This window comes from Duganella sp. OV510 (assembly GCF_900100205.1).
Lineage (GTDB): Bacteria > Pseudomonadota > Gammaproteobacteria > Burkholderiales > Burkholderiaceae_D > Rugamonas.
The window spans coordinates 34,519-49,934 of record NZ_FNEQ01000009.1 but is presented as its reverse complement, the minus strand read 5'-3'; the positions used below and the strand labels follow the sequence as shown (position 1 = coordinate 49,934).

Here is a 15,416-nt window from a genome sequence, read left to right as displayed (position 1 = left end):
GGACACACCGGCGTCTCAGGCCGCAACCTGGTTGCGGCCGGCTTCCTTGGCGCGATACAGCGCGGCGTCGGCCGCCTCGATCAGGTCATGTTCGGTTTGCTGCGGCCGCAGCACCGACACGCCAAACGACGCCGTGATATGCGGCAGCTCCTTGCGCATATCGCCTGCGCGCTCGCCGCCAAACACCTTGGCCTGGCGCATGCGCTCGCACAGCCGCTCGGCCACCGAGAACGCCACCTTGTCGCTGGTATCCGGCAACAGCACCATCATTTCCTCACCGCCGTAGCGCACCGCAAAGTCGGTCGGTCGCAGCGCGCCGCTCAGCACTTGCGCGGCCGAGCGCAAGGCCTCGTCGCCGGCCAGGTGGCCATGGGTATCGTTGAATTGCTTGAAGTGGTCGAGGTCGATCATGATCAGCGCCAGCGGCGCGGCCGAGCCGTGCGCGGTCGCCACCATCGTCGGCAGCAGGTCGTTCAGCCAGGCGCGGTTGTACAGGCCGGTCAGGCCATCAATCATCGACAGCTGACGGTAGAACTCGCCCAGCTTCTGGCGCCGACGCAGCTGCGCGTTGGCGGCGCGGATACGGAACGACAGCAGGCGCAGCAGGTTGCGCGCCAGCACATTGGACTCGTCGATCAGCTGCCACACCACGTCGGCCTCGACCACCAGCACTTCGCTGTCTTCCAGCGCGGTTATGCTGGACAGGTTGGCCTCCTCATCCAGCACCGATTGCTCGCCGACGCTTTCGCCCGGCAGGATTTTGCTGACCGTGCCGTCGGCCATGCCGGTGCGGGTATCGGTGGCCACCGACAGTGCGCCGCGCAGCAGGATGTACAGCCGCGCGCGGCTTGATTCGGTGACAGCGCCGCCGGCTTGCAGTGACATGATGGGGCAATTGGCCAGCAATCTGGCGATGGCGGCATCGTCGTCGGCGTTGCGCAGCAGCTGTAAATCGCTGATCCGGTAGCTCGATGAGCCGAATGTACTGATCTGTTTCAAGGGTGTCTCGCAGGATGCCAAAAGGCAATCAATCGTTCTTGAATTATCATAGCCGAAAACACTGGAGGCGTGTTTCAATAACGGCATCGCAACTGAACTGGATACAACATGGCTTACACCGACGCGCTGGGCAGCGTGCATCAACCCGATCCGGATGCGCGCATCGTCTCGCTGGTGCCGTCGATTACCGAGTTGCTGTGCGACCTGGGTCTGGCGCAGCAGGTGGTGGGACGCACCGGTTTCTGCATCCACCCGTGGGACGTGGTGCAGGACATTCCCAAGGTCGGCGGCACCAAGGATGTCAACCTGGAGAAAATCCGCCAGCTGGCGCCGACGCATGTGGTGCTCAATATCGATGAGAACGAGAAGCCGACCGCCGATGCACTGGCCGGGTTCGTGCCGCATATCATCGTCACCCACCCGTTGCGGCCGCACGATAATGTCGGCCTGGCGCAGCTGATGGGCGGCGTGTTCTGCCGCGAGCAGCAGGCCGCTGACTGGTGCGCGGCGTTCGAGGCGGAATACGCACTGTTGCAGGCCACGCCGAAAGGACCGCCGCAAACCATGCTGTATTGCGTGTGGCAAGACCCGTGGATGACGATTTCGAACGATACCTATATCGCCCGCATGCTGGCGGAAATTGGCTGGAGCGCGCCGGCGCTGGGCGCGGAGCGCTACCCGGCATTCCGCTGGTCGCGCGAACTGATCGACAGCATCGACGGTGTGCTGCTGTCGAGCGAGCCGTATCGGTTTACCGAAGCGCATGCGGATGTGCTGGAGCGGCAAATCGGCAAGCCGGTGCTGCTGGTGGATGGAGAAATGATGTCCTGGTATGGCAGCCGGTCGCTGCAGGGACTGACATACTTGCGGGAGCTGGCGCGGCGCTAGCCGCGCGCTCCCGCTGCGGGGCTTACTCTTCGGTGTCGGCCACCACGGCGGCTGAAGCAGAGGCGACGCCTTCTGCGTGGCGCTTGCTGTCATGCAGCTTGCCAACAGCGCTGTCGACCGCGCGTTTCAGCTTGTCGGTGGCGCCGCTGATCGCCTGGTGCAGCGTGGCTGCATGGTCGCTGACCGCAATCGGTTGCAGGCCGGTAAGACGTGCTTCCATCAGGCAGCGATTATCGCCATCGGCCGATTTCTGGCCCAGGTTATCGCTCAAATGGACTTCGACGCGGGTGATTTGTTCGCCGAAGCGTTGGAGGGCATTGCTCACGACTGATTGAACGTGGTCGTCAAGGCCAGCGTGATTAGTGATGGTTTTGTCGGTATTCACTTGGATTTGCATAGCTTGCTCCTGTTGTTGTGACGCGTAACCATCTTACTCCTTGCAAGCTTAAGCGGGTGTTAATTGTCCCACTGATGCGAGGAAACTTGATATGCAGGAGTTTTAGCCGTTAATCAGTGAGGCGGCGATGTTGATCGACAGGCCGAGGATGGCCAGGTTGTAGAAGAAGCACAGCACCGACTGGCCCAGTACCACCTGGCGCAGGCGGCGGTTGCGCACGCTGACGTCGGAGGTCTGCACCGCGACGCAGATGGTGAAGGAGAAGTACAGGAAGTCCCAGTAGTTTGGCTGCACATCGCTGTCCGGGAAGCCCAGCGGCTTGTTGTCGCTGTCTTCCATGTAGTACAGGTGGGCGTAGTGTGAGCAGAACATGACGCCGACCATGAACCACGAACCGATCAGCGTCAGCACGCTCAGCGCGTAGCGCTGCACCAGGCTGTCCGGCGCCTTGGCGGCCGTCAGCTGCGAGACGATGGCGGCCAGGCTGACCAGCACCGCCAGCGACAGCACGGCCAGGATTACCGGGCCTTTCTCATCCTGGCGGCAGGCGGCGCGCTTGATGTCGTGATGGTCGGCCTGGGTCATCATCCAGCCCATCATCAGCAGGTAGGTCCAGGCCAGCACGTCCCAGCAGGCCAGCAGGCGCGCGGTCCACGGCCAGTCGCCGGGCACCAAGGGATAGGCTGCCGCCGCCAGCACGATGGCCAGGCTCAGATGAGGGCGGCTGTGGATGATCGCGGGCAGCGGCAGGCGGAGGCTCATTTTTTATCGTCGTGAGGGAAACGGTCCATGCGCGATAGTACCGGGAACAGCACGGTCCACGCACCGACCACGGCCAGCGTGGCGGCACCGCCAAACAGGATGGCGCGCGTCAGGCCCAGCCAGCCGGCGGTGATGCCGGACTCAAATTCGCCCAGCTCGTTCGAAGCGCCGATGAACACCGAGTTGACGGCGCTGACGCGGCCGCGGATTTCGTCCGGCGTTTCATACTGCACCAGCAGGTGGCGCACGTAGACGCTGATCATGTCGCCGGCGCCCATCAGGAACAGCACCACCAGCGCCACGATAAAGCTGGTGGTCGAACCGAGCACGATGGTGCCGACGCCGAACAGCGCCACGCCGCCCAGCATCCACAGGCCGACGCGGCGGGTGATCGGGAAGAAGGCCAGCACGATCGAGCACAGCGCCGCACCCACGCCCGGCATGGTGCGCAGCGCGCCCAGGCCGCTCGGACCGATGTGCAGCACGTCGTGCGCCAGCGCCGGCAGCAGCGCGGTGGCGCCGCCGAACAGCACGGCAAACAGGTCGAGCGAGATGGCGCCCAGCACCACTTTTTTATTCCACACGAAGCGCAGGCCTTCCAGCACCGTGTGCCACGACGCCGGACCGCTGGCGCTGGCCTGCTTGACCGACTTCACCATGCACATCATGGCAACCGCCAGCACCAGCAGCACCGAGGAAATCATATACACCGTTTTCGGCCCGGCCAGGTAGAACAGGCCGCCCAGCGACGGGCCGACGATCACCGCCACGTGGAACGACGAGGAACTCAGCGCCACCGCCTTGCTGAAGTCCTGCTGCGGCACCAGGTTGACCAGGATGGCTTGCGTCGCCGGTCCCATGAAGGCGCGCGCGCTGCCGTACACCACCAGCACGGCGAAGATCGGCCACACGGCCGGCAGGCCGGTGTAGGCAAACAGCAGCAGCATCAGGCCGCACAGCATCTGCGCGAACAGCGCCAGCGCAACCAGGTTGCGGCGGTCGTAGCGGTCGGCGGCGTGGCCGGCGATCAGGATCAGCGCGAGGAACGGCAGGAACTGCGCCAGGCCGATCAGGCCCAGGTCGAACAGATTGTGCGTCATCGAATAGACTTGCCAGCCGATGGCGACGTTTTGCATTTGCACGGCCAGCGTGGCCATGGTGCGGGCGGAGAGGTAGAGCGCGAAGTTGCGGTGGCGCAGGACGCTGAAACCGTTGCGTGAGTGACTGTCTGACATTGCGGCTTTCGGGATGCAGAGCCCTGGGACTCTGCATCCCGAAGGCCCTGGTCGGGTGGATGCGGTTTATTTGTTGAGGTCGGCTTCGGTGGTGAAGGCGTCGGCGTAGAACTCTTCCTCCGGCAGCCCGCACTGGCCGACAAAGTCGGCCTTGGCGGATTCCACCATGATCGGCGCGCCGCAGGCATACACCTGGTGGCCGGACAGGTCCGGCAGGTCAGCCATCACCGTCTGGTGTACATAGCCGGTGCGGCCGGCCCAGTGGTCTTCCGGCTGCAGGTTGGACAGCACCGGCACGTACTTGAAGTTGGGCATCTGCTTTTCCCACGCGCGGCACAGCGCGTCCATATAGATGTCCTGCGGGCGGCGGCCGCCCCAGTACAAGGTCATCTGGCGCGACGAGCCCTGCGCGCGCAGGTGGTCGACGATGGCCTTGATCGGCGCGAAGCCGGTGCCGGAAGCCAGCAGCACCATCGGCTTGTCAGTGTCTTCGCGCACGAAGAAGGTGCCCATCGGGCCTTCAAAGCGCAGGATGTCGCGTTCCTTCATGGTGCTGAAAACCTGATCGGTGAACAGGCCGCCCGGCATGTGACGGATGTGCAGCGTCAGCGGCTGGTCCTGGTCCGGCGGCGAGGCCAGCGAGTAGCTGCGGCGCTTGCCGTCCTTCAGCATGAATTCGATGTACTGGCCGGCGCGGAACTTCAGCGTTTCATTGGCTGGCAGTTGCAGCGTCATGACGATCACGTCCGAGGCCAGCTTTTCCATGGTGGCCACGCGCGACGGCATCTTGCGGATCGGATAGTCGTCGCTGCCAGCCACTTCGCGCGCCTCGATCACCAGGTCGCCCTGCGGCACGGCGCAGCAGAACAGCGACACGCCACGTGCGGCCTCATCGGCCGGCAGCGCGCGTTCCTGGTGTGGCTTGTGCTTCACTTCGCCTTCCAGTACCTTGCCCTTGCACGAGCTGCAGGCGCCGTTCTTGCAGCCATATGGCAGGCCGATGCCGGCACGCATCGCGGCCGCCAGAATGGTTTCGTCGTCCTCGCAGGCGAATTGGTGGCCGCTGGGCTGTACAGTTATTTGAAACGTCATACAATCTTTCAGATGAAAAACCTACATATCCATAAATTCAAGCGGCCGCGTCTGCTGATCGTGGGCTGCGGCGATGTCGGCATGCGGCTGTTGCCGCTGCTGACGCCGCATTTCCGCGTGTTTGCCACCACCAGCCAGCAGGAGCGCTGTGCCGAATTGCGTGCCGCCGGCGCCGTGCCGCTGGTCGCCAACCTGGACCAGCCGGCCAGCCTGCGCCGACTGGCCGGGCTGGCGCCGTGGGTGGTCCACCTGGCGCCGCCGCCCGCCGAGGGCATGCTGGACAGCCGCACACGCAATTTGACCGCCATTTTACCCGAGCAAGGGCGCTTGGTTTATGTCAGCACCACCGGCGTCTACGGCGATTGCGGCGGGGCGCTATTCGATGAGAGCCGCACGGTGGCGCCGCGCAATCCGCGCGCATTGCGCCGGGTCGACGCCGAGCGCACGCTGCGGCGCTGGGCGCGGCGTGCGGGCGCCGCGCTGGCCATCCTGCGGGTGCCGGGCATCTACGCCGCCGACCGGCTGCCGCTGAAGCGCCTGCAGCAGGGCACGCCGGCGCTGATCGAGGCTGATGATGTGTACACCAACCACATCCATGCCGACGACCTGGCCGCCATCATCGCCCAGGCGCTGTATCGTGCGCTGCCTAACCGTGTCTACCACGCCGTGGATGACAGCGATATGAAGATGGCGCAATATTTCGATGCGGTTGCCGATGCTTTCCAGCTGCCGCGTCCGCCGCGCCTGCCGCGTGCGGAATTGCAACAGGTGGTGACGCCAGCGCTGCTGTCCTTCATGTCGGAATCGCGGCGCCTGCACAACGGCCGCATCAAGCGCGAACTGGGCGTGCGTCTGCGCTACCCGACGGTGGCGGCAACGCTTGCCAGCAAGCCGGTGTGTAAAGTTATGTAAAGAGGCAAGGTAATTTGACTCAATGCAAGTTACCTGTCGGCCTTATATGACAAAATCACAAGATGGTGAGTTTGATGCATATCAAACAAGCCATCACATGTTACGATATTGTTAGCCATCTTCGCGAAGGAGCGCGCATGCCAGCCAGTTTGCAGCCGACCAAGGAGCAAGTCCGCGCCTATATGCAGCAGCGGCAGCGCGAATTCTGCCGTCGCCCGCCGCCGGTCCCTGAAGAAATCCGCCGCCAGCTGGGCTGGCATTGCAGTGCCAGCCAGGCTGAATATTTCCCCACATCCACGTTATTTCTCCCAGGTACGATCGCCCAACTGGCCGCGTTAATGGCGGTTGAATGGTGTTTCCTTGCCGCCGGCGCAGGCCGTTCCAGCTGATCTTTACATACTTTGATACTTTTTTTTACAACAAAGATCGCCTCTACCACACAATTTAGGGTTAGAATCTCACTAAATCTAACGGAGCGCGAAAAATCTTCGTGTTTCGTAGTGCTTTTAAGGTAATCGCGCCAAAAATTCTCTTACCCATGTGTCGTATTTTTGCAAATATTGTATGTGCGACAACGAAACCACTTAAACATTATGTCCGCTCTGAAAGAAATCACTGCATCGCCCACTTACAACCCGAATCGTGTGCTGGATGCCATCATCGAGAAACTGCAACTGAAAAACGATGCAGCCCTGTCGCGCGCGCTGGAAGTGGCGCCACCGGTCATCTCCAAGATCCGCCACAACACGCTGCCGATCGGCGCCACCATCCTGATCCGCATGCACGAGATCAGCGATCTCAGCATTCGCGAACTGCGCGAACTGATGGCGTCCTGATATCGGACAGGTCCATGAAAAACGGCGCGTACCTTGCGGTAACGCGCCGTTTTTTTTAGCCCGGGCCGGTATCAGGCCGAGGTGCTGATGGTGGTGCCGATGCGCTGGCCGCTGGTGTTGACGGTGGGCGCGGTGGCTGCCTGTGGCGGCGGCGGCGGTGGCGGCTGCTCGACGCGTTCGGCAGGACGATCCACCGGCTTTACCTGCTCAGGCTGGCGGGTCGGGACGGCTTGTTGAATGGCGGTGCTGCTGCTCGGGGCGACGGTATTGACGGCCATGATGAACTCCCATCATCTCTCAGAGTCCCGAGTATGCCACTTTTTTAATCAGGCTGCCCGATTTTTATGTATCAGGCTGGCAGGCGAGGGCGCAGGCTGTAGAAGCTGGACTGCTGCGCTGCGGCGATGAGCGCGTCGGTTTGCGTGCCCGCCACGCCGGAATGGGCGAATTGCGCGGCCACGCCCGAGTGCGCGAATTGCGCCGCCACGCCGGAATGCGCCAGCTTGGCCGCCACGCCGGAATGGGCGATATCCGCCGGCGCAGCGTTGCGCACATAGTCTTCGGCAAACGTATCTTCATACAATTCTTTCATGCGCAGGCCGACGCGGATGTGCGCCGCCTCGTCGTCTTCGCCGCGCAGGCCGATGTAGGGGAAGTGGTGCAGGAAATGGCCGAACACGGCGTCGCAATCGACGGCGTACTTCATGGTGTCGAGGATGTGGTAGTGCCAGAAGGTGTCGACATCGACCAGCGGCGCGGTTTGCTCGTCCGGGTATTGTTTCATCAGGTAGAGGAAGCGGCGGTATTCGAACTCGATCGCGTTGGCGCGTTCCAGCGTCCAGCCTTCGCCGGACTCCTTGTGCATCAGCTTGACTTTGATCGGTTCGAGGTCGAGGGCGGCGATGGCGAGCATGTCTTGGGCATTCATCAGATTTTCCTTTGCGGTGTTGAGGCGGGTTGAAAAAGGCTGCGAACGCCTTTGATTTTGCCCAAAGGAGACATCTATTACTTGAGGTTAATCAATGTTTGCGTGGAAAAATTAACAGCCCAGGCGGCTGGCTGTCGCTGACCGGCACGGCGATCGCCACCATGGTGCCGCCGTGTGGTGTGCTGGTGATGGCGCAGCTGCCGCCCAGCAGGTGGATGCGTTCTTCAATGCCGACCAGGCCAAAGGAGCCGACCTTATTGCGGTTGGCGTCGCGCAGGCCGACACCGTTGTCGCTGATGGTCATGCTCAGCATGCCATGCGTCTGGCGCAGTTCCACCCGCACCAGGCTGGCGTGAGCGTGCTGCAGGATGTTGCTCAGCGATTCCTGCAGCACGCGGAAAATGGCGGTGGCGCCATGGTCGTCGATGCGGATGTCGGTGTCGTTGTCGATCAGTTCGCAGACCAGCCCGGAGCGTGCGCGGAACTGGGCGATCTGCCATTCCACCGCCGCGTTCAGGCCCAGGTCCAGCACGGTCGGGCGCAGGTCGTTGATGATGTGGCGTACACTTTTGATGGTGCTGTCGATCTGGCCCAGCATGTGCATGGCGCGCGCGTGCAGGCGCGGATGGCGGTGGCGGGTGCGGTTGCTCAGCTGGTCGACATCGATGCGCAGCACCAGCAGGTTCTGGCCGAGATCGTCATGGATCTCGCGCGCGATGCGCTTGCGCTCCTGTTCCTTGATCTGGTCCGAGTGCGCCGCCAGCCGCCGCAGCTTGTGGTGCGACTGTTGCAGCCGCGCCTGGCTGGTGCGCAGTTCGCGCGTCATCTCCTTGGCCATCTTCACCGCCCGCATGCGCGACGACGACAGCGTATGGAACAGCAGGTAGAACAGCAGCGAGCCGGTAAAGCCGCAAGCCAGCGCTGCCCATGGCAGCCAGGTATCGAAGCGGCTGTACCAGCTGGCCTTGGGCGCGCTGAAATGGGCGTTCCAGTGGCGGTGGTGGAAGTCGATCGGCAGCGTCACACTGAACTGTTCGCTGGGCCGTAGCGCCGGGCAGTGCGGCATGCTGTCGAACAGCCGCACCGGCGCCTGTGCGCTGTGGTTGTCGCCGCTGTCGTACAGCTCCAGGCGGGCGTCGCGCACCTGCATTTGTTCCAGCGCCGCCTGCACCAGACGCGGCACGCTGAAGCCGATGCCAACCGAACCGATGTAGGCGGCGCGCCGCTGTTCCACCGTGCCCAGCGGCAGGTTGTTGCGATACACCGGCAAGCGCAGCGCCAGGCCGGCGCCTTGCGGCTGATGGATGCTGTCGATCCGTGTGCCGGATGCGCTGAGTTCGCCGCTGTCGCGGCCACGCACCAGCGCCCGCGCCACCGGCGTGCGAACAGCGATGTCGCGGCCGATTTTTTCGCGGAACGGCGCCAGCGGCTCGATCATCGTCAGCACCCAGTATTCGTCGCGCCGTTCCGCTGGCGTGATCTCCAGCTGTGCCGGATAGCCGAGCGCGGAGTCGCTGCTGGACCGCATCCCGAGCACGAAGGCCGGGCGCTCGGCATCGGTCACGTAGTGCGTGTAGTTGATGTTGTCCAGCGCCGGAAAGTGGGTGGGAATGTCGAGGCCGGCGACATAGCGGTGAAAGCTGATGCGGTCGACGTTGTCGGAAGCGTGGAAAAAGCTGGCGGCGCCGCGCAGCACGTCGGTGTAGGCGTTGATGCGCGAATTGATGTTGTACTGGGCGTTCTGCGCCTGATGCAGGAAGCGCTCGCCTGCGTCGTATTCGATGGTGCGGTGCGCTGCCAGATAAAACAAACCGCCTATGCCCAGCGACAGCAGCACGCCGGCCCACCACACCGGGCGGGACGAAGAGAACAGCTGCTTGCTCGCCTGGAGTGCGGCCACTGCTTGCCCCTTGCTAAACAATAGTTTTTTGACTATAGGAAATAATAGTTCGGCAAGTCAAGAAGTTTTATGAAACTACAATAAAAAACGGCGCCCGCAGGCGCCGTTTGGCTGCTTGTTCAGGACAGGGTGTTACTTTGCGACCCAGCTGTCCTTCAGCGTGACGATGCGGTTGAACACCGGCTTGCCTGGCTGCGAGTCGACGCGGTCGGCAACGAAGTAGCCGTGGCGCTCGAACTGGTAGCGCTGGTCGGCCTGGGCCGCGCTCATGCCGGGTTCCAGGTAGGCTTTCACCACTTCCTTGGCGTTCGGGTTCAGCAGCGAAATGAAGTCCTTGCCGCCGGCATCCGGCTGGGCGTCGGTGAACAGGCGGTCGTACAGGCGCACTTCAGCTTCCAGCGCGGTGGCAGCCGAGACCCAGTGGATATTGCCCTTGACCTTGTAGTTGTCCGAACCCGGCGTGCCGGATTTGGAGTCCTCGAAGTACTTCACGTGGACAGCGATGACCTTGCCGTTTTCATCCTTGTCGTAGCCGGTGCACTCGGTGACGTAGCCGTGACGCAGGCGCACGCGGCTGCCAGGATTCTCGCCGATCGGCGGGTAGTAGCGGAAATAGCCTTTGCTCGGCACTTCCATGAAGTCGTCCTCTTCGATCCACAGCTCGCGCGAGATCGGGAAGGTGCGCACGCCCATTTCCGGGTGGTGCGGGTGGACCGGCGAGGTGCACGCTTCGGTCTGGCCTTCAGGGTAGTTGTCGATGATCAGTTTCAGCGGGCGCAGCACGGCGGTGGCGCGTGGCGCTTTCGGGTCCAGGTCTTCACGTACGCAGCCTTCCAGCGTGCTCATGTCGATCCAGCCGTCGGCCTTGGTGACGCCGATGCGTTCGCAGAACAGGTGGATGGCTTCCGGCGTGTAGCCGCGGCGGCGCAGGCCGACGATGGTGGGCATGCGCGGGTCGTCCCAGCCGTCGACGATGTTCTCTTCGACCAGCTGGCGCAGCTTGCGCTTCGACGTCACCACATAGGTCAGGTTGAGGCGCGAGAATTCATACTGGCGCGGCACCGGCAGCTTGAAGAAGCCGCCTTTCGACAGGGTGGCCAGCAGCCAGTCGTAAAACGGGCGGTGGTCCTGGAATTCCAGCGTGCAGATCGAATGGGTGATGTTTTCCAGCGCGTCCGAAATCGGGTGCGTGTAGTCGTACATCGGGTAGATGCACCAGGCGTCGCCGGTGCGCACGTGGTGCGCGTGGCGGATGCGGTAGATGGCCGGGTCGCGCATATTCATGTTCGGCGACGCCATCGCGTCTTCGCTGATCCTGGCGCGCAGGATGTGTTCGCCATCGGCGTATTTGCCGGCCTTCATGTCGCGGAACAGTTGCAGCGATTCAGCCGCAGGGCGGTTGCGGAACGGCGAGTTGGTGCCCGGCGTGTTGAAATTGCCGCGATTGGCCGCCATATCTTCGGCCGACTGGCTGTCGACGTAGGCGTAACCTTGTTCAATCAGCCATTCGGCCATCGTGTACAGCTGGTCGAAATAGTCCGACGCATAGTGCAGATGATGCTCGACGCCGCCGCCGGTTTGCGGATAGTCGTAGTCGAAGCCCAGCCATTTGACGCTGTCGATGATGGTGTCGACGTATTCCTGCTCTTCCTTGGCCGGGTTGGTGTCGTCGAAGCGCAGGTTGCAGCGGCCCTGGTAGTCGCGCGCCAGGCCGAAGTTCAGGCAGATCGACTTGGCGTGGCCGACGTGCAGGTAGCCGTTCGGCTCCGGCGGAAAGCGGGTGATGACGCTCGGCATGCCGTCGCGGACGTGGGTGCCGGCCGCCAGGTCGTGTTCGACGATGGCGCGCAGGAAATTGGAAGGTAGGGCTGGCGCTGGGTTGTTTTTGTCGTTGCTCATCTGAAAGGTGGCTATGCTCGAAAGTTCTATATCAAGGCATTTTACCGTATTGCCGATAGGGATATGGCAGCGCGGTATAATGATCGATTAATTTTGTTCAGCACCACGGCCCGGAGTTTCCAAAATGGAAAATTATTACAACACACTGGGTATTGCGCCGAACGCCAGCGAAGACGAGATCAAAAAGGTCTATCGCTCGCTGGCCATGCGGTTCCACCCGGACCGCAATCCCGAACCCGGCGCGGATGCGCGCTTCAAGGCGGTCACCAAGGCTTACGAGATCCTGTCGGACCCGGCCAAGCGCGAAGAGTACAACCAGAGCCTGAATCACCGCATCATCATCGACGCCGAGGCCGAGGCTTACCAGCTGTGGCGTTCGCTGTTTGCGTTGCACGGCACCACGCTGCCGGCCGCCTGATACCTGTTTAGAAAGTAAGAAATGAGAAAAGTACACCCTGAGTTCGCCTATCAATCGCGTGAGCTGGAAGGCCAGATCGAAGGCATCCTGGGCGATCCGCCGGATCACAAGAACTATCAGCGCATGGTCGACGCACTGGTGGGCGAGTACGCCCAGGGCGGCGGCATCGAAGACGTCAACATGCTGGCTTTCGCGCTGGTTGACCAGATCGAGTTCAACGACCCGAAAGGCCTGCTGGCCGAAGCCGAGGACTACGAGTTCGGCGACGCCGCGCGCGTGTTCGCCATGGCTTCGTGCAAGGGCGACGAGGCGGCCAAGATGTATGCGGCGATCGCCGAATCGATGCCGGACCTGGCGCGCCAGGCCATCATCACCGCCTTCCTGCACAAGAATCCGCGCCGCTGGGACGATGACGACCAGTCGCTCGACCAGCTGTCGCGCAACGACGATGGCGACGATGTCGACGACGAAGATGTGGCAAGCGACGACTTTGCCCAGATGTTCGACAAGGATGGAGATTAAGCATGTCCGAAAAATCCAATCTGCCCGCATTGAGCAAGCAGGTGACCGAGCTGGTGCTGGCCGGCTCGCTGAGCCATGCTGAGGAAGCCTTCGCCGAAGCCGCCGACCAGTTCGGCGACCTGGCGGTGGTGGAAGTGCTGAACAACATCCCGCCGCAAGTGACCGCGCTGCACATGGCCGGCTTCGACGGCGGCAAGATGTCGCTGGCGACGCTGCTGGTGCCGCCGAAAGCCTGGGCTGACAGCCTGGCCTTCATCGCCGCCACCTGGCCGGACGACCAGATCGAGGATGATCCGGAGCGCATCGCCGAATCGCTGTTCTCGCACATCCATGGCGTGGTGTTTGCCACCGATGACGAAGAACGCCGCAACGAACTGCTGGCGGCCGCTTCGGCCACCGACCATGGCGCGACCATCTTCGCCATCCTGTTCTCGCTGGCGCCGAAGGAAATCCTGGAAGTGGCCGGCGAAGTGATTTCGAAAGGCCCGTACCTGACCGGCCAGACCTCGTCCGACAGCGATATCGTGCCGGTGGCGATCGCCCTGGCGCAAGCGTCGGAAGACGGCTGGGACCGCGCGCTGTTCGAGCTGTTCCCGGAATTCCGCCACAGCGCCGACCTGGCCGACGCCGAGTACGACGATGACCCGGACGCCGAGCCCAGCATCTTGCAGCGTTCGACCAAGGAATTGCTGTACCGCCTGCGCAAGCAAGTACCGTCCACGCGTGCCGCGAAAACCTCGCGCCGCTCGGTCGGCACCAATATCTTCTCGTGATGGATGGCGATCAGATGCTGCCTGCAATCGTCGTAGCAACCCTGCCGCGCCTGACCCGTGCGATCCAGCAACTGGCGAAGCACCCGGATGACGACGCGGCCTACACGCTGGCCGACGAGCTGACCGGCATCACCGCCATGGTGGCCGAGAAGTTCACCAACGACCGCACCGCCGATGGTATCCAGAAGGCCTTGCAGCTGACCACCGGCTGCGTGTCGCTGGGGCTGGAGCAGGCGGTGGGCGCCGAGGACGACCTGGCTGCGCTGGACCTGCTGATCGACCAGGGCGCCGAGCATGCGTTCCAGATCGGCTTCCGCATGATCAAGGAGCTGGTGACCTTGCCGGAGGATGCGCTGGTGGGCGAGTACGATACCGATCCGGTGTACGCCGCACGGCGCTTGCGCGACAAGTTCATCGATATCTGCCAGACCGATCCGAACCAGAACTGGGACGGCGCCGCGCGTTACGCGGTGCAGTTCAGGCAGCGCAAGGAAGTGCAGGCGGTGGTGCGGCTGGCCAACTGGCTGCGCCGCCACAACACCGAAGGCCCGGTCAGCGATGCCGACCTGAATGCCGAGGGCGTGATCGCACTGGCGATCATCTTCGCGGTGGAGGGCGGCGGCATGATCGTCGCGCGCACCGGCCAGAAGGCGTTCGAGCGCTTTGTCAAAGCGGTGCGCAAGAACAAGCCGGACTATGAGGCCGGCTGGGCCGAGCTGGTGGCCAAGGTGCCGGTGCAGCATCATCCGGTGCTGCTGGAACGCATCGACAGCTATCGTCAGACCTGCACCGTGCTGCAAAACATCAAGGGACGCACGGCGATGAAAACGCTGTTTGCCGAACTGGAAAACTACGCCGGCTCCGAGCTGGACGCAGACTACTCCTAAGCCTTTGCCGCAGCCGCCTGCGTCGCCACCGCGACGAAGGCGGCGACCAGCGGCGATATCGCATCTTTTCTCTTCGCCAGATACAGCGCCGTGGTCGCCTCGGCATCCGCCATCGGGCGATAGCACACCTCGCGCATGCGGATGATGTCGAAGGAACTCGGCAGCACCGACACGCCGCAGCCTGCCGCCACCAGGCCAATGATGGTGGACGCCTCGCCGGCCTCCATCGCAATGGTCGGCTTGAAACCAGCCTCGCGGCACAGCCGGTTGATCTGCGGATGAATGCCGGTGCCGGCGCTTTCCGGATACATCACCAGCGGCTCGCCCCGCAGGTCGCTGACAGCAATGCTTTTCTTCTTCGCCAGCCGATGGCCGACCGGCAGCACCATCACCAGCGGATCGCGCCGCAATATCGTCAGGTCCACCGCATCCGGCAGGTTCAGTTCTGGCGGCCGCACCAGGCCCAGGTCCAGCTCGCGGCTGGCGATGGCCTCGATCTGGCCGATGGTCGACATCTCGCGCAAAGTCAGCTGTACGCCCGGATAGCGCTGGCGGTAACGGTTGATCACCGCCGCAAACAGCGGCGTCAGCGGCGTGGAAAAGGTGAAGCCGACGCGCAGTTCGCCGGCCTCGCCACGTTCGGCGCGGCGCGCGGTCTGCATCGCCTGCTCAGACAGGGCCAGCACGCGGCGGGCGTCATCGAGGAACAGCTTGCCGGCTTCAGTCAGGCGCACCCAGCGCTTGCTGCGCTCCAGCAATTGCGCACCTACTTCAGCTTCCAGCATCTGGATCTGATGGCTTAACGGCGGCTGGCCGATATGCAGCCGTTCGGCGGCACGGGTGAAGCTTAATTCTTCGGCAACGGCGACGAAGTAGCGCAGGTGGCGTAATTCCATTATCTGTTTAAAGTATGACTGAAGGTTTAAATATATATTGGACGGATTAATGAGGCAATCCTAAGATGAAGC

The 15,416-nt window shown here is 62.8% G+C and carries 18 protein-coding genes; 8 read left to right on the top strand and 10 right to left on the bottom strand.

What is annotated here, in order from left to right:
* Nucleotides 1–15 precede the first annotated feature (15 nt).
* Nucleotides 16–999 carry a GGDEF domain-containing protein gene (locus tag BLS51_RS21945; RefSeq protein WP_090189750.1) on the bottom strand — a complete coding sequence of 328 codons (984 nt, stop codon included), beginning with the start codon at nucleotides 997–999 and terminating at the stop codon, nucleotides 16–18.
* 108 nt (nucleotides 1,000–1,107) lie between these two features.
* Between BLS51_RS21945 and BLS51_RS21940 the strand changes: the two genes are divergently transcribed.
* Entirely contained in the window at nucleotides 1,108–1,887 is a 780-nt protein-coding gene (locus BLS51_RS21940; RefSeq protein ID WP_090189752.1) for a helical backbone metal receptor, read from the top strand.
* A 22-nt stretch (nucleotides 1,888–1,909) separates the two neighbouring features.
* On the opposite strand, the gene BLS51_RS21935 is transcribed toward BLS51_RS21940, so the two are convergent.
* From BLS51_RS21935 to BLS51_RS21920, 4 genes are all read right to left on the bottom strand, one after another.
* The gene (locus tag BLS51_RS21935; RefSeq protein ID WP_090189754.1) at nucleotides 1,910–2,284 is read right to left on the bottom strand and encodes an HPF/RaiA family ribosome-associated protein; all 375 of its coding nucleotides are present in this window, start codon (nucleotides 2,282–2,284) and stop codon (nucleotides 1,910–1,912) included.
* Between the two features lie 102 nt (nucleotides 2,285–2,386).
* Entirely contained in the window at nucleotides 2,387–3,046 is a 660-nt protein-coding gene (locus tag BLS51_RS21930; RefSeq protein WP_090189755.1) for a DUF1345 domain-containing protein, read from the bottom strand.
* Nucleotides 3,043–4,281 carry an MFS transporter gene (locus BLS51_RS21925; protein ID WP_090189756.1) on the bottom strand — a complete coding sequence of 413 codons (1,239 nt, stop codon included), beginning with the start codon at nucleotides 4,279–4,281 and terminating at the stop codon, nucleotides 3,043–3,045. The genes BLS51_RS21930 and BLS51_RS21925 overlap by 4 nt, the downstream gene beginning before the upstream one ends.
* Before the next feature lie 66 nt (nucleotides 4,282–4,347).
* Nucleotides 4,348–5,373 (bottom strand): CDP-6-deoxy-delta-3,4-glucoseen reductase, encoded by a 1,026-nt coding sequence (locus BLS51_RS21920; RefSeq protein ID WP_090189758.1) that lies wholly within the window; start codon nucleotides 5,371–5,373, stop codon nucleotides 4,348–4,350.
* Nucleotides 5,374–5,385: 12 nt separating this feature from the next.
* Between BLS51_RS21920 and BLS51_RS21915 the strand changes: the two genes are divergently transcribed.
* The 3 genes from BLS51_RS21915 to BLS51_RS21905 all read left to right on the top strand — a co-directional run bounded on the left by BLS51_RS21915 (nucleotide 5,386) and on the right by BLS51_RS21905 (nucleotide 7,121).
* Nucleotides 5,386–6,285 (top strand): SDR family oxidoreductase, encoded by a 900-nt coding sequence (locus BLS51_RS21915; RefSeq protein WP_090189761.1) that lies wholly within the window; start codon nucleotides 5,386–5,388, stop codon nucleotides 6,283–6,285.
* A 74-nt stretch (nucleotides 6,286–6,359) separates the two neighbouring features.
* Nucleotides 6,360–6,674, top strand: coding sequence for a hypothetical protein (locus BLS51_RS21910; RefSeq protein WP_229207722.1), 315 nt, complete (start codon nucleotides 6,360–6,362; stop codon nucleotides 6,672–6,674).
* Nucleotides 6,675–6,878: 204 nt separating this feature from the next.
* Nucleotides 6,879–7,121: a hypothetical protein gene (locus BLS51_RS21905; RefSeq protein ID WP_090189765.1), complete on the top strand. Its 243-nt coding sequence runs from the start codon at nucleotides 6,879–6,881 to the stop codon at nucleotides 7,119–7,121.
* A 71-nt stretch (nucleotides 7,122–7,192) separates the two neighbouring features.
* Here BLS51_RS21905 and BLS51_RS21900 read toward each other — a convergent pair whose 3' ends face one another.
* The 4 genes from BLS51_RS21900 to BLS51_RS21885 form a co-directional block, all read right to left on the bottom strand.
* On the bottom strand, nucleotides 7,193–7,399 hold the full coding sequence (locus BLS51_RS21900; RefSeq protein ID WP_090189767.1) for a hypothetical protein: 207 nt from the start codon (nucleotides 7,397–7,399) through the stop codon (nucleotides 7,193–7,195).
* A gap of 71 nt (nucleotides 7,400–7,470) precedes the next feature.
* A complete protein-coding gene (locus BLS51_RS21895) occupies nucleotides 7,471–8,049 on the bottom strand; it encodes a glycine-rich domain-containing protein (RefSeq protein ID WP_229207723.1) in 579 nt (192 codons plus the stop codon).
* A gap of 91 nt (nucleotides 8,050–8,140) precedes the next feature.
* Nucleotides 8,141–9,949, bottom strand: a complete 1,809-nt coding sequence (locus BLS51_RS21890; protein ID WP_090189769.1) for a CHASE domain-containing protein — start codon at nucleotides 9,947–9,949, stop codon at nucleotides 8,141–8,143.
* Between the two features lie 132 nt (nucleotides 9,950–10,081).
* A complete protein-coding gene (locus BLS51_RS21885) occupies nucleotides 10,082–11,848 on the bottom strand; it encodes a glutamine--tRNA ligase/YqeY domain fusion protein (protein ID WP_090189771.1) in 1,767 nt (588 codons plus the stop codon).
* Between the two features lie 124 nt (nucleotides 11,849–11,972).
* Between BLS51_RS21885 and BLS51_RS21880 the strand changes: the two genes are divergently transcribed.
* The 4 genes from BLS51_RS21880 to BLS51_RS21865 are packed head-to-tail and all read left to right on the top strand — an operon-like array spanning nucleotide 11,973 to nucleotide 14,448.
* Nucleotides 11,973–12,266, top strand: a complete 294-nt coding sequence (locus BLS51_RS21880; protein ID WP_090189773.1) for a DnaJ domain-containing protein — start codon at nucleotides 11,973–11,975, stop codon at nucleotides 12,264–12,266.
* Nucleotides 12,267–12,287: 21 nt separating this feature from the next.
* Complete coding sequence (locus BLS51_RS21875; RefSeq protein ID WP_090189775.1) at nucleotides 12,288–12,788, top strand: hypothetical protein; 501 nt, start codon at nucleotides 12,288–12,290, stop codon at nucleotides 12,786–12,788.
* A gap of 2 nt (nucleotides 12,789–12,790) precedes the next feature.
* Nucleotides 12,791–13,561, top strand: coding sequence for a hypothetical protein (locus BLS51_RS21870; protein ID WP_090189777.1), 771 nt, complete (start codon nucleotides 12,791–12,793; stop codon nucleotides 13,559–13,561).
* Nucleotides 13,562–13,575: 14 nt separating this feature from the next.
* A complete protein-coding gene (locus BLS51_RS21865) occupies nucleotides 13,576–14,448 on the top strand; it encodes a hypothetical protein (protein ID WP_090189870.1) in 873 nt (290 codons plus the stop codon).
* Here the strand turns inward: BLS51_RS21865 and BLS51_RS21860 are convergent.
* Nucleotides 14,445–15,344, bottom strand: a complete 900-nt coding sequence (locus tag BLS51_RS21860; protein ID WP_090189779.1) for a LysR substrate-binding domain-containing protein — start codon at nucleotides 15,342–15,344, stop codon at nucleotides 14,445–14,447. The genes BLS51_RS21865 and BLS51_RS21860 overlap by 4 nt on opposite strands.
* Nucleotides 15,345–15,416: the final 72 nt, after the last annotated feature.

Bases quoted from the DNA above. Each gene is read 5' to 3' on its own strand.
- BLS51_RS21900 (WP_090189767.1), bottom strand. From the start codon at position 7,399: ATGGCCGTCAATACCGTCGCCCCGAGCAGCAGCACCGCCATTCAACAA.
- BLS51_RS21895 (WP_229207723.1), bottom strand. From the start codon at position 8,049: ATGAATGCCCAAGACATGCTCGCCATCGCCGCCCTCGACCTCGAACCG.
- BLS51_RS21920 (WP_090189758.1), bottom strand. From the start codon at position 5,373: ATGACGTTTCAAATAACTGTACAGCCCAGCGGCCACCAATTCGCCTGC.
- BLS51_RS21870 (WP_090189777.1), top strand. From the start codon at position 12,791: ATGTCCGAAAAATCCAATCTGCCCGCATTGAGCAAGCAGGTGACCGAG.
- BLS51_RS21940 (WP_090189752.1), top strand. From the start codon at position 1,108: ATGGCTTACACCGACGCGCTGGGCAGCGTGCATCAACCCGATCCGGAT.
- BLS51_RS21875 (WP_090189775.1), top strand. From the start codon at position 12,288: ATGAGAAAAGTACACCCTGAGTTCGCCTATCAATCGCGTGAGCTGGAA.
- BLS51_RS21880 (WP_090189773.1), top strand. From the start codon at position 11,973: ATGGAAAATTATTACAACACACTGGGTATTGCGCCGAACGCCAGCGAA.
- BLS51_RS21935 (WP_090189754.1), bottom strand. From the start codon at position 2,284: ATGCAAATCCAAGTGAATACCGACAAAACCATCACTAATCACGCTGGC.
- BLS51_RS21885 (WP_090189771.1), bottom strand. From the start codon at position 11,848: ATGAGCAACGACAAAAACAACCCAGCGCCAGCCCTACCTTCCAATTTC.
- BLS51_RS21905 (WP_090189765.1), top strand. From the start codon at position 6,879: ATGTCCGCTCTGAAAGAAATCACTGCATCGCCCACTTACAACCCGAAT.
- BLS51_RS21860 (WP_090189779.1), bottom strand. From the start codon at position 15,344: ATGGAATTACGCCACCTGCGCTACTTCGTCGCCGTTGCCGAAGAATTA.
- BLS51_RS21865 (WP_090189870.1), top strand. From the start codon at position 13,576: ATGCTGCCTGCAATCGTCGTAGCAACCCTGCCGCGCCTGACCCGTGCG.
- BLS51_RS21915 (WP_090189761.1), top strand. From the start codon at position 5,386: ATGAAAAACCTACATATCCATAAATTCAAGCGGCCGCGTCTGCTGATC.
- BLS51_RS21930 (WP_090189755.1), bottom strand. From the start codon at position 3,046: ATGAGCCTCCGCCTGCCGCTGCCCGCGATCATCCACAGCCGCCCTCAT.
- BLS51_RS21910 (WP_229207722.1), top strand. From the start codon at position 6,360: ATGCATATCAAACAAGCCATCACATGTTACGATATTGTTAGCCATCTT.
- BLS51_RS21925 (WP_090189756.1), bottom strand. From the start codon at position 4,281: ATGTCAGACAGTCACTCACGCAACGGTTTCAGCGTCCTGCGCCACCGC.